The sequence below is a fragment of the Microcoleus sp. B9-D4 genome, assembly GCF_036705105.1.
Taxonomy (GTDB): domain Bacteria; phylum Cyanobacteriota; class Cyanobacteriia; order Cyanobacteriales; family Microcoleaceae; genus Microcoleus.
In genome coordinates this window covers 1-14,336 of sequence record NZ_JAUBTS010000027.1, presented here as the reverse complement: position 1 = coordinate 14,336, position 14,336 = coordinate 1, and the positions used below count along the sequence as shown (strand labels likewise).

10 protein-coding genes are annotated in these 14,336 nt (G+C 43.8%); 8 read left to right on the top strand and 2 right to left on the bottom strand.

Annotation, left to right across the window (positions count from 1 at the left end; translation table 11 throughout):
- Window positions 1-26 precede the first annotated feature (26 nt).
- The 3 genes from QUB24_RS17490 (at window position 27) to QUB24_RS17480 (ending at window position 4,548) form a co-directional block, all read left to right on the top strand.
- Window positions 27-1,439 carry an adenylate/guanylate cyclase domain-containing protein gene (locus QUB24_RS17490; RefSeq protein WP_333154460.1) on the top strand — a complete coding sequence of 471 codons (1,413 nt, stop codon included), beginning with the start codon at window positions 27-29 and terminating at the stop codon, window positions 1,437-1,439.
- Window positions 1,440-1,521: 82 nt separating this feature from the next.
- Complete coding sequence (locus QUB24_RS17485) at window positions 1,522-2,742, top strand: heparan-alpha-glucosaminide N-acetyltransferase domain-containing protein (protein WP_333154459.1); 1,221 nt, start codon at window positions 1,522-1,524, stop codon at window positions 2,740-2,742.
- Between the two features lie 240 nt (window positions 2,743-2,982).
- Window positions 2,983-4,548, top strand: coding sequence for an NERD domain-containing protein (locus QUB24_RS17480; RefSeq protein WP_333154458.1), 1,566 nt, complete (start codon window positions 2,983-2,985; stop codon window positions 4,546-4,548).
- A 10-nt stretch (window positions 4,549-4,558) separates the two neighbouring features.
- Here the strand turns inward: QUB24_RS17480 and QUB24_RS17475 are convergent, their stop codons facing one another.
- Window positions 4,559-6,280 carry an RNA-directed DNA polymerase gene (locus QUB24_RS17475; RefSeq protein ID WP_333154457.1) on the bottom strand — a complete coding sequence of 574 codons (1,722 nt, stop codon included), beginning with the start codon at window positions 6,278-6,280 and terminating at the stop codon, window positions 4,559-4,561.
- Between the two features lie 228 nt (window positions 6,281-6,508).
- Here QUB24_RS17475 and QUB24_RS17470 point away from each other — a divergent pair, with 228 nt between their 5' ends.
- Window positions 6,509-6,850: a DUF433 domain-containing protein gene (locus QUB24_RS17470; protein ID WP_333154456.1), complete on the top strand. Its 342-nt coding sequence runs from the start codon at window positions 6,509-6,511 to the stop codon at window positions 6,848-6,850.
- Window positions 6,851-7,061: 211 nt separating this feature from the next.
- Window positions 7,062-7,670 carry an ATP-dependent Clp endopeptidase proteolytic subunit ClpP gene (gene clpP / locus QUB24_RS17465; protein WP_006635758.1) on the top strand — a complete coding sequence of 203 codons (609 nt, stop codon included), beginning with the start codon at window positions 7,062-7,064 and terminating at the stop codon, window positions 7,668-7,670.
- 317 nt (window positions 7,671-7,987) lie between these two features.
- Here clpP and QUB24_RS17460 read toward each other — a convergent pair whose 3' ends face one another.
- Window positions 7,988-8,953 carry a hypothetical protein gene (locus QUB24_RS17460; protein ID WP_333154455.1) on the bottom strand — a complete coding sequence of 322 codons (966 nt, stop codon included), beginning with the start codon at window positions 8,951-8,953 and terminating at the stop codon, window positions 7,988-7,990.
- A gap of 879 nt (window positions 8,954-9,832) precedes the next feature.
- Between QUB24_RS17460 and QUB24_RS17455 the strand changes: the two genes are divergently transcribed.
- The 3 genes from QUB24_RS17455 (at window position 9,833) to QUB24_RS17445 (ending at window position 14,292) form a co-directional block, all read left to right on the top strand.
- On the top strand, window positions 9,833-12,199 hold the full coding sequence (locus tag QUB24_RS17455; protein WP_333154454.1) for a ribonuclease R family protein: 2,367 nt from the start codon (window positions 9,833-9,835) through the stop codon (window positions 12,197-12,199).
- Window positions 12,200-12,645: 446 nt separating this feature from the next.
- Window positions 12,646-13,269 carry a flavin prenyltransferase UbiX gene (locus QUB24_RS17450; protein ID WP_333154453.1) on the top strand — a complete coding sequence of 208 codons (624 nt, stop codon included), beginning with the start codon at window positions 12,646-12,648 and terminating at the stop codon, window positions 13,267-13,269.
- A 150-nt stretch (window positions 13,270-13,419) separates the two neighbouring features.
- Window positions 13,420-14,292, top strand: coding sequence for a LapA family protein (locus QUB24_RS17445; RefSeq protein WP_333154452.1), 873 nt, complete (start codon window positions 13,420-13,422; stop codon window positions 14,290-14,292).
- The last annotated feature ends 44 nt before the right edge of the window (window positions 14,293-14,336 follow it).

Below are 14,336 nucleotides of genomic sequence, written 5' to 3'. Positions count from 1 at the left end.
ATAATTTTTATATAGGAGAACGATATATGTCAGAAGCTAGTAAAAACCTGTTGGCTGCAGGCGATGACGAATTAATCGCGGCGGGGGACGATGAATTAATATTTGCCGAGGAAGACGAGGCGGAAGAAAAACCGCTAGAAGAAAGTTGGAAAATACTAATTGTCGATGATGAAATAGAAATTCATAATATTACTAAACTAGCGTTAAGCGATTTTAAATTTGAAGGTAAAACTATAACATTTATTAGCGCTTACTCAGGAAAAGAAGCTAAAGAAATAATCCAAAATAACTACGACATAGCATTGATTTTACTCGATGTAGTTATGGAAACAGAAGAAGCAGGCTTGGAAGTAGTTAAATACATCCGCGATATTTTAAATAATCAAGTAGTGCGAATTATTTTACGCACTGGACAGCCCGGACAAGTACCAGAAGATGTAGTAATTGTCAGCTACGATATCAATGATTACAAAACCAAAACAGAACTTACTAACAAAAAATTATTTACCACAGTAGTCACCGCACTGAGAGCATTTAGATCACTCAATCAAATCGAATCCAGCAAAAGCGAACTCGAAAAAATAGCCGCCGCATCAGCCCGTTTTGTACCGCGTGAATTTTTGAAGTTTCTCAAAAGAGAAAGCATCGTTGATGCCAGACTAGGAGACTCTGTACAAGCAGAAATGACGATTATGTTTGCCGACATTCGCTCATTTACAAGTCTGTCAGAAAGTATGTCTCCCCGAGAAAACTTTGAATTTCTTAACTCTTACTTAAGCCGAGTTGGCCCTGTTATCCGCCAGTACAACGGTTTTATAGATAAATACATTGGTGACGGGATTATGGCTTTGTTTCCTAACAGGGCTGAAGATGCTGTGCAAGCAGCAATTGAGATGCAGCAGCAAGTGAAAATTTATAACAGACACAGGCAAAACAGTGGCTATCAACCTATTTCGATAGGGATTGGCTTGCATACGGGGACTTTAATGTTAGGTACGATTGGCGAAGCGGAACGAATGGAAAGTACGGTAATTTCTGATGCCGTTAATTTAGCTTCCCGCGTGGAAGGATTGACAAAGCTTTATGGAGTTGGTATTGTAGCTAGCGTCCAAACCCTTTGCCGGATAGACGATCCTCAACATTACAAGTGCCGGTTTCTCGATCGCGTTCAAGTAAAAGGAAAACAAACACCCGTTGCTGTATTTGAAATTTACGATGGCGACTCGGCGACAATGATCGAACTAAAAGCACAAACTCAAACTTATTTTGAACAGGGAATTTTTTTTCACTACCAGCAGCAATTCGCGCAAGCAAGGCAAATGTTTCTGCGCGTTTTGCAAATCAACAAGTATGATAAGGCAGCAGCTTTTTATGCAGAAAGGTGCGATATGTTGATGAAGAATGCAGTCATCATGACTCTGGAAGGTATTGAAATTTAGTTAAGGGCTAATGGGTACTTGGTAATTGTAATTAGTAGTTTTTATTTCTTCCCTCTTCCTTCTTCCTCCTCCCTTCTTCCCCATGCGCTTCAAATCCCTTGATGTTTTTCGCGGAATTGCGATCGCCTCGATGATTCTAGTCAACAACCCCGGCAGTTGGGAACAGGTGTATCCGCCACTAGAACACGCAGAATGGCACGGCTGTACGCCGACAGACTTAGTATTTCCCTTTTTCCTGTTCATAGTTGGCTGCGCGATGTCTTTCTCGCTGTCTAAATATCTTCAAAATCATCCAAAAATTGGAATAGAAACCTCAATAATTACACAAACAAAGGAAAAATCCGAATCCGCCAAAAACCCTCTTCCTTTTTCCTCCTTCCTTCTCCCTTCTTCAAATATTTACTGGCGAATTGCGCGCCGGGCCGCGATTCTATTTCTATTAGGATTGCTGCTAAATACATCTTCGATCGCCCTTGACGTGCTTCTCAACAGCGCCCCGGTCGAAAACTTCGGTAAAATCCGCATCATGGGAGTATTGCAGCGCATCGGCTTAGCTTATTTCATCAGTGCGATCGCCATTCTCAACCTTTCCCCCCGCAATCAAAAACTGCTCGCTGTTGCCGTGCTTTTGGGCTATTGGGCTGCATTAACCGTATTTGCTGTAGGGGGGTACACTGCCGGCGAACTCACGCCAGAAGGAAATTTAGGAGGATATGTCGATCGGCTAATTCTCGGTAGCCAACATCTGTACAAAGGTGGCCCCTTCGACCCCGAAGGATTATTGAGTACCTTACCCGCAGTTGTCACAGTCCTGAGCGGCTACTTTACCGGAGAATGGCTGCGAGTACAGCCAATCAAAACCCGCACCAGTATCAACTTAGCAATCTGCGGCCTCAGTTGCGTGGTAATCGGCCACTTGTGGGGATTTTCCTTTCCGATCAACAAACAACTTTGGACAAGTTCTTATGTAGTTTTTACTGCTGGTTGGGCGTTGCTATTGCTAGCCGCTTGCTACGAAACAATTGAAGTGCGAAATTGGAAATGGGGGAGGCCGTTTGAAATCATGGGATTGAATGCTATTTTCCTGTTTGTTGCTTCCGGTATTGTCGCCAGAATTCTCTTAAAAACTCATATCGGTACTGGTGCAAATGCTCCAACAACTTACACTTGGATTTATGAAAACTGGTTTGTGCCGTGGGCGAGGCCGCTCAATGGTTCTCTAGCATTTGCCGTGACTGCGGTATTATTTTGGTGGTTAATTTTGTATGGAATGTATCGCCGTGGTTGGGCGATTAAAATTTGAGTAGTTTCGTCTGTAGTGGATATAACTCTTTTCGGGGTAGCGCCTGATCTACTTGAATCGGAGTGTGGGAGGTACTAGATGCTTGAAAGGGAGACTTCCTCTGGCAAGTAGTAGCTAATGGGGCTTGACATACAAAAGCCTTTTGCGGTACTATACACCCATAAAAATTATCCTCCAATTACTATATAAAAAGTTACAAACAAAGTAGTAGTCATCTAAAAAGAGAAGAGGTGAATAGTTATGGCAAGAATGATTCCTAAAAAATTATCATCAACAACGAAGAGCAACGCAGAAAAGACTCTATTCCAAATTTTTGAAAAAAATCTGAGTGATGACTACGTTGTTTTTCATGGAGCATGGTGGCAGCACATCAAATATATCGTTCAAGATAGGGAAGCTGACTTCATCATTATTCATCCCGATCGAGGAATTATTATACTAGAAGCCAAAGGAGGGCAGATCGCCTACGATCATCTGAATATGGCATGGTATCAGAACCCATACAAAATGAAGATATCTCCTTTTCAACAAGCTAGAGAAATTAAGTATAAGTTTTTGGATTTTCTCAGTAAACACGACGAATTTAAAAATAAAGATTTTTGTATTGGACAATGTGTGGCTTTTCCTGATATGGATGACGTGGCCAATAATCTACCCTCGGAAGCACCTCAAGAGATATTACTTTTACGTCCTCAGTTAGGAAATATTAGTGGCTGGATATCTTCTGTTTTCGATTATTATAGAGCGGCAGGAAATTTTCCAAAACTTGGACAGCAGCGGACAGATTCAATCATTAACCTCATATCTCCAAGTACAGTGTTTAAAAAATATATTGTTAATGATATTGGTGAAAACAACCAAGAAATTCTTCAATTAACAGAACAGCAATTCGATACCTTGAATAATTTGTGCTTACATTCTCAGTGTATTGTTCTGGGCTGTGCTGGTTCAGGGAAGACTCAGTTGGCAATAGAAAAAGCAAGAAGGTTATGCCAACATAAGGTTAGAACGCTCGTAATATGTAAATCTCATAACCTTTCTCTTTATCTCGCTGCTGCTTTACAAGATGAAATTACAGTGGGTTACTGTGTAGTTTATAGTTATGAAGAAATACAACCACAAAACTCTCAGTTAACATTTGAGTTTACAGCAATCATCGTTGACGAAGGACAAGACTTTGAGCAAAAGGAAATTAACGATTTGAAACAGTTGATTCCTGATGATGGAATATTCTACATTTTTCAAGATAGTCATCAAAAAATTTTAAATAATAAAAATATATTTGCTCTGAAAGTAAGCCCAAATGTTTTACATAAAAATTGTCGAAACACTCACAATATATTCAAATATGCGGAGCCATTCGTATCTTGCATCCATCCAATAAAGAGTTCCTTAATTGAAGGAAGAGAAGTAATACATCGGATATATGAAGAGACAGATGATATCTTTAGTCTAGTAGAAAAAGATATTACCGATCTAGTTAATAATGATAAGGTTTTCCCCGATCAGATTGTCATATTAACTGATATGTATCCATCATCAAAGTCCATATTTTCACAATATTCATATATCGAGTGTTTTGATCTTAAGCCCTATTCATTTTCCCATAAAGATAAAAATACTATTCATTGGTCGAATATAGGGATGTATAAGGGACTAGAAAGTGATGTTATAGTTTTAGTTTTTGAAAAACCAAACAAATTGGTATTAAGCGATTGGGATATCGTAGATAGGTACGTTGGAGCAACAAGAGCAAAAAGCTTTCTTATTATTTATGAACCTCCTGAGCAAGATATTGATTTTTAAGATTGCAATTTTACTTAGAATTCAAGCCTTCAGATTCATCTTCTATTTCACTCTCCTCCAAAATCTCTTCAAAAGAAACTAACCCTGAAGAATTATTTTCACGTAAAGTTCCTATCTGATAAACAGCCTGTTGGATCGGTTTTGGTATTGGACGTTTTAAGTTATGAGATACAAAGTCTTGCAACTGTCCATGATCGCTATCTCTGAAAATTAGATAGTAAGCATATATACAATTCAACTGCAATGCGATACAACTAATTTTCATTAGCTTAGTTATATGTTCAATAATTCTATTTCTGAGTTTTGTATTCATCCCTATTCTTTCTATATAGGTTAGGGCTCCCTTTCGTGGCTTAACTAGGTGATGAATAATTCTAGTCTTGATAAATATATTAACAAGTTCATCATCAAATACTTTAAAAAGATATTTAATGCTGATTTTTTGAATATCATTACTATAATCTAGTGCTATAAATTTTACAAACAACCAAGAGTAATTTTTCCAATATTGGGGGTACTTTTTGGACAATATATAAAGAGATTCCATCTGCTTAGTAAATGTTTGATTTTCTAATTTTGCATTAAATTTAATTCTTTTCATAAAAATACAGAATTTTTCTGCTTCATCTTCATCAAAATCGTCTATTCTTAGAACTTTTTTGGGATATTTTAAAAAATATAATTCCTCATATTGGTCGCTTGCTTTGTGAGAATCAATTTCTTTAATAATTTGGGTTTTATCTAGCCTTTTTTCTGGCTTATTTTCACTATCAGCCTCTTCTTCACAAGGCATTCCATAAACTCCCCTTTTATCTGAATGTTTGATGAATTTAAGGATTTTTTCTTGAGCTTCTATAATTTTGGTTTTGGAAGTATTTAAATTTAGTCCTATTTTTAGCAGAAATTCTTGTAGAATTATTAAAGCTTTTAATGATTCAGTTTTATTGTTGGTAAAAAATCGAAAATCATCTACATATCTGCCAAACTTTACACCTAGATTGAATAAGGCTTCATCAACTTCATGTAGTAATACATTAGCTATAAAGCCTTCTGCTGAATTGCCTATCGGTATACCTTGGGTATTGTATGTTTCACATAATTTTCCATCCACTATTGAATAGTAACAACTTGTGAATTTCAACGTCTTACTAAAGAGAATTATAAAATGACTTTCATTACTTATGTTGAGTTTTCGGGAAATTGCTGACAGGAGATATTCATGAGATATAGAATCATAAAAAGATGATATGTCCGTTTTAAGCATACAAGTGCTATTCTCGACTTGAGCTCGTTGCCAAGCTATAAATTCTTTAAATCCTTTATAGTAAGGCTTATATAAATATCCCTTGGATTTCTTATTTTTTTCAAATTTTCTATCAAAACGATGTGAAAAGCAATTTTGAACAAACGTAAAATCCAATAATTCAGCTAAGACAGATACCAAAATAAATTTGATTACCAAGTCTTTGAATGGAGTGTATATCATTCTCCTGAAGAACATATCTGATTTGGGCAGATAAAAAGAGAAGGCTGTTTCAGGTTCATATAAACTGGGATTTTCAAGAGATACTTCAATTTCTTTAAATAATTTCTCTTTATGTTGTCTATAGTAAGTTATTTCAATAAAGTTGCAGTAGGCATCTTCTTTGATTTGGTAGTAAATAGCATAGACATAGGCTCTTTCAAAAACTTCTCTTTTTTTAATTTGTTCAAGCCAAAAATTTTTATTCATTAGTTGGATTAATTTAAATGTTACCTATCAGCAATGGATTCAAGGGGTTAGGGCAAATCCCGAACGACAGAGGGCATCAACGGAAGGATTGCCGATCGCACTTCTAATGATATGAGAAAAGGGGGATCGATATTCCGATCGAGACACCAGTTTAGGTTAATTTTCAAGGCAGGATGATGTATTATGCCGACTACCGCTCAGTAAATCTATATCCAAGTTGTCCGCACTTTGTCACTAACAGAGCGGCTGCGCTTGGCAACTCTTATGCTCAACAAGTTATCACAGCCAAATCTCGCTGTAGTCGAGCTAAGTGATACCTGGACTGAAGAAGATTGTCTCGATGTCACAACCTTTTCTTTGCAATACGCAGCTACTATCGTTCATAGCGACCCCGAAATTTTAGAGGGAAATCCTGTCTTTATCGCCACTCGCGTCCCGATCGAGACTCTACTTGATTATCTCGAAGCTGGTGATTCGGTCGATGAATTTTTAGATTATTTCCCTAGTGTCAGCCGCGATCGAGCGATGGAAGTTCTGGCAATGATACGATCGCCACATAACAACATTTAACGTTTATTGATGTCCGCTTCCTCAACATCGATCGCCTGCAGGATCGGAAATCCGATCGCACCCCCGCCACAATTTCGACAAATTACCGCGCCAACCCCGCCCAGTTCAAGGATTTTGCCGATTTCTCCCTCCCACGCCACCGATCGCTAACTATAACTGAGCCCTAATCGCTAAAATTAAAAAAAGATACGTAATAGGCAGGCAGGCGTCAATGATCCCAACAGTTATAGAACAATCCGGTCGCGGCGAACGCGCCTTTGACATTTACTCGCGACTCCTGCGCGATCGCATCGTCTTCTTGGGCCAACAGGTTGACTCAGACTTGGCTAACCTGATCGTTGCCCAATTGCTATTTTTAGATGCAGAAGACCCCGAAAAAGATATTTACCTCTATATCAACTCCCCAGGGGGTTCGGTAACAGCAGGTATGGGCATTTTTGACACGATGAACCACATCCGCCCCGACATTTGCACTATTTGTCTCGGTTTGGCCGCCAGCATGGGCGCTTTTCTGTTGAGTGCCGGCGCTAAAGGCAAGCGGATGAGTTTGCCTCACTCCCGGATTATGATCCACCAACCTCTAGGCGGAGCTCAAGGACAAGCAACCGATATTGAAATTCAGGCAAAAGAGATTTTGTACCACAAACGCCGCCTGAACGAACATCTTGCCAACCATACCGGTCAACCGCTTTCCCGCATTGAAGAAGATACCGAACGGGATTTCTTCATGTCGGCTGAAGAAGCAAAGGACTACGGATTAGTCGATCAAGTGATCGATCGCCGTCCTTCCGCCAGCCGCCCGATCGCCGCTGTCGTCTAAATGAAAAGTTAAAAATCAAAAATGAGGAAATATTCTTCATTTTTGATTTTTAATTTTTAACGGTCATATAGCAATCCTTGCAGGAGTCGCAAATTTTTTACCCCACCCCAACCCTCCCCTTACCAAGGGGAGGGAGTAAGAAATTCACAAATGATGCGAGGATTGCTCTATAGCAGTTTTCTGTTAATTGAAGTACAGATGCTGGGGCGGAGGACACGGCACAGTGTCCCGTGTTCCTACTGTATTTCATACAATTGAAAACTGCTATATGTAGCTTTTTCTCAAAAAACATCACACCTAGAAACCCTACATAATTACTAGGGCAAAGATTCGAGATATTGCAGAAAGTCGAGCAATTCTACTTGATTTAAGAAATGGCGCGCTTCTTTGCCATAACCTTGTTTGAGATAATCTTTTCCTTGGTTGGGAGTCCAGCCCAACCGCTTGATTTCCTCAGTAGTTCTGCTGTAGATTTCCAGATATTCTAGGAAATCTACCAACTGTTCGCTAGAAAGCTCTCTCTGCGACGACTTGCCGTAATTGTGTTCGAGACAGTCGCTTTCCTGTTTTTTCTTCCATTGCAGGCGTTTGAGGATGGCGTCTATTTGGGCGATCGTATCAGAATTATCCTCGATCGCATCGCTGGGGATTCCCACTGCGATCGGTTGCAATTCCCTGACTTCGGCCGCACCCTGTAGCAGTTCACTTTGGCTAGAAGTAGGCACATCCAGTTCCTGAAGTGGTTCGCCGTAGCTAGAAGAAAGCCAAGCGTCCGAGTCTAACTGCTTCGGTACAAACCCAGTAGCCTCGACGCGATCGACCGTTGGCGGCAGCGGTTCCGGTACAGGTGCGATCGGCTCTTCATTTAATTTCGCTTCAGTCTTGACAAAATTGCTTTGATGTGGTTCAGGCAATTTGTCAGCAACAGGCATTTCTAGAACCGGAAGAGGAACACTTGTCGGCCCAACCGGAACCGGAACAGCAGGAGGAGGAGGAGGGGGAACGGCAGCAACCGAAGCAACCGGAGCAACCGGAGCAACCGGAGCCGGAGGAGAAACACTCGCGATCGCACTCGCAGGCTGAGCAGATCCAAGAACAGCGATCGCTCGCAACCGGGCGCGGTCTTCAGCATCCTCAACAGACTCAGCAGCCGACATAGCCGTAGCCAGAGTTTGGCCGTCAACCTGAACCAGACAGCGAACAACAAACTTACCGTGATGAACAGTCAGCAACTCACAAATTAACTGTCCAGCGGGATAAAGGGCGCGAAATTCAGCAAACATAATTTTTTGACCCCGAAACCAGAAGGGGCTTATGACTTAAGTGTAGTACAGCCCTGAGAAAACAATTTTCTGAAAGCACCTATTCAACATACAATAAATTAAAGGTGAGTCATCCGCGCAACCTTTCACGCCACTAAACCCCATCCCACATCCGGCAGTTTAAGCTAACAAGCACCGGGCGTCATTTCTACCTATAGGAGATGACACAGCAACTAAGCAAAAGTAGTAAAAGTCTCCGGTTTGCGTACCTGCACTTTCTACAGCACAGATTGCTCCCGACCCGCTCGTTGCACCTCCGTCCGCAAGGGCCGATCGCGTGCAAAAAAACAGGGGCATCGCAGCAGCGAGCTACTAGCAATTTTGCCTTAAAGATCCGGTAAATTCTTTGCTAAAGCAAGAAGCAAGAGGCACTTCAAAAGGAAGAAGGAACAAGGCAGAAGGAACAAGGCAGAAGGAAGAAATGCAAATTTTATCCCTCTCCATCCCTCCATCGGCTCATCCTCGACTCAAGCCGTCGCTTTCAGTATCGAGCCATCTTTTAAGAACCGACAGGGGCTTTCTAATTCGCGAAGTGCTCGGCGCTGCTGACCTAAAAGCAAACAAACCAACGCTAAAAAATTGTATTGGGGAATAGCGTGCGGGACAGTTGTCTGCACCGTCAGCAGTCAGTTCAAGACAGACAGCAGACAATTAGCACGAAGCCGGTGTCGGGAGAGAATCTCAAAAAAACCTCGCGATGAAACAAGGTGGCTGTGCTCGCGTCTCCACCTATCAACCCGCGTATTTGTTGGGAAGCAGGCACTGCGAGGGCCCGAGGGGGTGCGGCTGATTTCGCCAAAATTTAGACTAATTGCTGGAAACAAGAGGATCGATCGCTACATGGAATTTTCTATCGCTGCACTGCTGGCAAATTTTACAGAAGACAAATTAGTGGCTCCTAAAGCATTGGAGAAAAAACTCGACTGCAACGACGCCACCAGTCAACTCAAACTTCAAATCGCATTAGAAGCTCTAGAGAAAATTGGCATATTAGTCAAAGACAAAGGCCGCTATCGCCGAGTAGCTGAAGACGACGTAGTAGAAGCAAAACTGCGCTGTTCGAGCAAAGGATTTTGCTTTGCAATTCAAGACGCCGAAGGCTCAGAAGACGTTTACGTGCGGGAAAGTCACCTCTCGACAGCTTGGAATGGCGATCGAGTCTTAGTCAAAATTATCAAAGAAGGTAGCCGCCGCCGATCGCCCGAAGGCGAAGTCATGCTCATCCTCGAACGCGCCAACCCCTCGGTACTGGCGCGAGTCAAGCAAACCGCCACCCCCACCGGCCGCGTCAGCTACAGAGCAATCCCCCTGGACGATCGCCTGTTGTTTGAACTAGACTTGCTCGCAAATGGCACAAATCTCCAAGAGGCGATCGACCACCTAGTACACGTCGAAGTCAAACGCTACCCCCTCGGCACGCACCGCCCAGTCGGCAAAGTAGTACAGGTACTCGGTTCCGACGCCGAAGCCGCTGACGACCTCGACATCGTATGCTGCAAACACGACTTGCCGCGATCGTTCCCCGCCGCCGTCATCAAAGCCGCCGAAAATTTGCCCAGCAAAGTCAAAAAAACCGACATCAAAAAACGCCTAGATTTGCGTAACATTCTGACTGTTAGCTTCAGCAAAAACGAACCGGGAACAAGCAACAGCGAAAACGATGCCCCCCAAGTTGAGGAGGAAAATCTCTCCGAAGAAGGAGGCGAAAAGGAGTTTGATCCAACATCATTCCTGTCCGATCCGCCAGTGGAACGCGCATTGTCGATCGAAACCCTGAAGCCCGGCCGCTGGCAAATAGGAATCCACATCAGCGACGCAGCCGAGTACGTGCAGCCAGAAACCCCGATCGACCGCGAAGCCCGCAAGCGAGGCACCGCCGCCCATCTGGGAGAAAAAATCATCGCCGTACTGCCAGAAACCCTCAACGAGCGCTGCTCCCTGCTGCCAGACACAGAACGGCTGGCCTTCAGCATACTGCTCACCCTAGACGAATCAGGAGAACTCCTAGAATACGAGATTCAAGCCAGCGTCATTCAAATTGACTACCACCTCACCTACGAGCAAGCTCAAGCAATTCTCGAACCAGGCGATGCCGAAGAGCACCCTTTATCCTCCGCCCTCCGTCCTTTCCTAGATCAAATCGGGGCCGCCTCACAGGCAGCCAGACAGACAAGGCTCAAGCGGGGAGCTTTTGAACTAAATTTGCCCGACGCTAACTCTCACTTCGACGACGAAGGCGAATTAGGAGCTTTTGCAACGGCTCCCCCCGCCCAGTCGGCTGTCTCCGAGTTGATGGTACTTGCCAACCAAGCCGTCGCCACTCACCTGCAAGCCTTGGGAGTCCCAGCAATTTACCGCGTCCAGCCGATGCCAGACCCGGCCGACATTCAAGAGTTCATCAAACTCTCCAACAACCTCGGAGGCGAACTGTATCTCGAAACCGAAGAAGAAGTTTTGCCCTTGGACTTTCAGCGATTTACCCAGCAGTTTGCCGGTCTTAAGTCCGAAAGAGTTCTCACCTACCTGCTAGAAGACACCATGAAGCCCGCTGTTTACAGCACAACTCCCAAGCCGCACTTCGGTTTGGGGCTGTCAGAGGGTTACACGCGCTGCACTTCGCCGCTTTCCCGCTACGCCGATTTGCTGGTGCTGCGGGTGTTGCAAGCGGTGTTCGAGCAAGGCCGCAGCAGTCGCACAACACGGGCTAAGGAAAAAGTTGACTTGCACCATTCCTCCTGTCACGGTCAAATTACTTGGAATGTTCTCCCCCCAGATTTGCACCACGAATTTGAGACTGAGTTTGCATCGGTAGTAGTACACCTAACCGAACGCGAAAGAGTTGCTGAGGATGCCGAAAGCGATTTGCAGGGATTGAAGAAAACCGGATTGATGAAAGAACGCACCGGCCAAACTTTCCAAGGTTTGATTACAGGCGTGCAGTCTTACGGTTTCTTTGTGGAAATAGAGGTGCGGCCACCGGAGAGCGACATCTTGCGTGTTGAGGGACTGGTACACGTTTCTTCGCTAAAGGATGACTGGTACGAATATCGATCGCGCCAGCAAACTTTGGTGGGCCGCAAAAACCGCAATCAGTACCGTTTGGGCGATCGGGTAGAAGTTCAAGTCAAGAGTGTTGACTACTACCGCCAGCAAATTGATTTAGTTGCAGTTGGTGGCGGCAGTCAAGCTTTTGATGATGATGAATAATCTGTTGACAGTTGACAGTTGACAGTTGACAGTTGACTGTTGACAGTTGACAGTTGACAGTTGACAGTTGACAGTTGACTGTTGACAGTTGACTTTTCTAAATACTTAGTTGTCATTTTTTGGCAACTAAGTATTTAGAAGTGGGCGACAAACTATACTCAGCAATCATCAATAAATAATTAATGCCTAATATCCCATCCGATAACATCGTCGGGCGTCAAATCCGGTCAAAACTAAAAAATCACGGACGGTGCAACCGGAATGGATAGAATTTATCTGTGTTAATGGGCCATCATCTGCGGTACAAAAAAGAGAACTCATTAACCGCCCATGACAAGGGATAGACGAATATAAATAGAATAGAGATAGGAATAATTGTGATGCTAACATATTTGATATAACAACTAATTACTAACCACAGTCAACCGTCAACTAACAAATAACTAATGACGAATAATTACCCCCTAATTGTAGGAGTTACTGGAGCATCTGGACTGATTTATGCGGTGCGAACCCTAAAATATCTCTTGGAAGCCGATCGCGCGATCGAACTGGTAGCTTCCAAATCTACCTACATGGTTTGGCAAAGCGAACAGAACACCCGAATGCCCGCAGAACCGACGCTACAAGAGGAATTCTGGCGGGAACAAGCAGGAGTAGCCACAATGGGTAAACTCCGATGCCATCCCTGGCAAGATGTCGGTGCTAATATTGCTAGTGGCTCCTTTCGTACCCAAGGGATGATGATTATTCCCTGTAGCATGAGTACGCTGGGGAAATTGGCGGCTGGCTTGAGTTCGGATTTGCTCGAAAGAGCGGCCGACGTTCAGCTCAAGGAAGGGCGAAAATTGGTACTTGTGCCTCGCGAAACGCCTTTTAGCTTGATTCACCTGCGGAATTTGACTACCTTGGCGGAATCTGGAGCTAGAATTGTACCAGCGATTCCTGCTTGGTATCACAATCCGCAAACTATTGAAGATTTGGTAGACTTTGTGGTGGCTCGCGCTTTAGACCAGTTGGGGATTGATTGCGTTCCTCTCAAACGCTGGAAGGAAGAAGAAGGAAGTTAGTTGACAGTTGACAGTTGACAGTTGACAGTTGACAGTTGACAGTTGACAGTTGACAGTAACAACCAATAACCAATAACTAATAACCAATAACCAATAACTGACAACATACAACTGACAACATACAACAAACAAATTCTTAATATTTTTAATATGCGACCTGTATTGTTGCTAGTAATTGTGGTGGGGCTAACTATTTTTGCCCTGCAAAATGTGGAGCCGGCATTATCGCTGGTGTTTTTGGGAGTTCGATCGCCTGCTGTGCCCTTATCTATCTGGATTTTGCTGAGTATGGCGGTGGGAGCTATCACGTCTTTATTGATTTCTGGTTTGCTCGCTTTTTCAAATTATCTATCTCCAAGGCGAGAGCGCACCGGCCGCGACAGTCGCAGCGGTCCCGATACTTTCCCAGAGGACAGGAGAACACCTTACACGCCACCTCCCCCTCCTAGAAAACAGGGAATTGACCCGGAGATGAATAGGGAAAATAGCCAAACTCAGGCTACTGGTTCCTACCGAACTGAGTACGGCACGTCGGCGGGTTACAGTGCCCGGACTTTCCAGCAAGAAACTCCGAACCCGGATGGGGCGAAGGATTACGCTCAACCGGGGACTTATGCAGCGGCAGACGATGAGGACGATTGGGTCTCAGATGCCTCAAAATCAGGCTCTCAAGGGGGCGATGACGATTGGGGGGACGATCGCGATTTTCCCGATCAACCCCAGGCAAATGATGTTCCAGCGGCAAATCCGAGGGCTTACGAAGCTCAGCAGGAACCGAAAAGCAAGTCTTGGGCTGGCTCAGTATATTCTTACGGCTATCGAGATCCGAGTCAGTCTGGGGTGGGGCAAACTGAGGCTGTATACGATGCGGAGTATCGAGTGCTGGTTCCTCCGGGAGGGGATATTCCTAAACCGGCTGATGAAGCACCAATAAATCCTATGGCAGAAGCAGAGGATGATTGGGGATTGGATGAGGGTGATGAGTTTGATGAGTGCGATTCGTTGAAACGTGAATCACGGTAATCAGTCCGTACATAGCGTTTCCAGCCACAAGGCTGAACTCTCGG

Excerpts from the sequence above, each read along its gene's own strand:
- QUB24_RS17490 (WP_333154460.1), top strand. The coding sequence starts at position 27 with ATGTCAGAAGCTAGTAAAAACCTGTTGGCTGCAGGCGATGACGAATTA.
- QUB24_RS17480 (WP_333154458.1), top strand. The coding sequence starts at position 2,983 with ATGGCAAGAATGATTCCTAAAAAATTATCATCAACAACGAAGAGCAAC.
- QUB24_RS17455 (WP_333154454.1), top strand. The coding sequence starts at position 9,833 with ATGGAATTTTCTATCGCTGCACTGCTGGCAAATTTTACAGAAGACAAA.
- QUB24_RS17485 (WP_333154459.1), top strand. The coding sequence starts at position 1,522 with ATGCGCTTCAAATCCCTTGATGTTTTTCGCGGAATTGCGATCGCCTCG.
- QUB24_RS17475 (WP_333154457.1), bottom strand. The coding sequence starts at position 6,280 with ATGAATAAAAATTTTTGGCTTGAACAAATTAAAAAAAGAGAAGTTTTT.
- QUB24_RS17445 (WP_333154452.1), top strand. The coding sequence starts at position 13,420 with ATGCGACCTGTATTGTTGCTAGTAATTGTGGTGGGGCTAACTATTTTT.
- clpP (WP_006635758.1), top strand. The coding sequence starts at position 7,062 with ATGATCCCAACAGTTATAGAACAATCCGGTCGCGGCGAACGCGCCTTT.
- QUB24_RS17460 (WP_333154455.1), bottom strand. The coding sequence starts at position 8,953 with ATGTTTGCTGAATTTCGCGCCCTTTATCCCGCTGGACAGTTAATTTGT.
- QUB24_RS17450 (WP_333154453.1), top strand. The coding sequence starts at position 12,646 with ATGACGAATAATTACCCCCTAATTGTAGGAGTTACTGGAGCATCTGGA.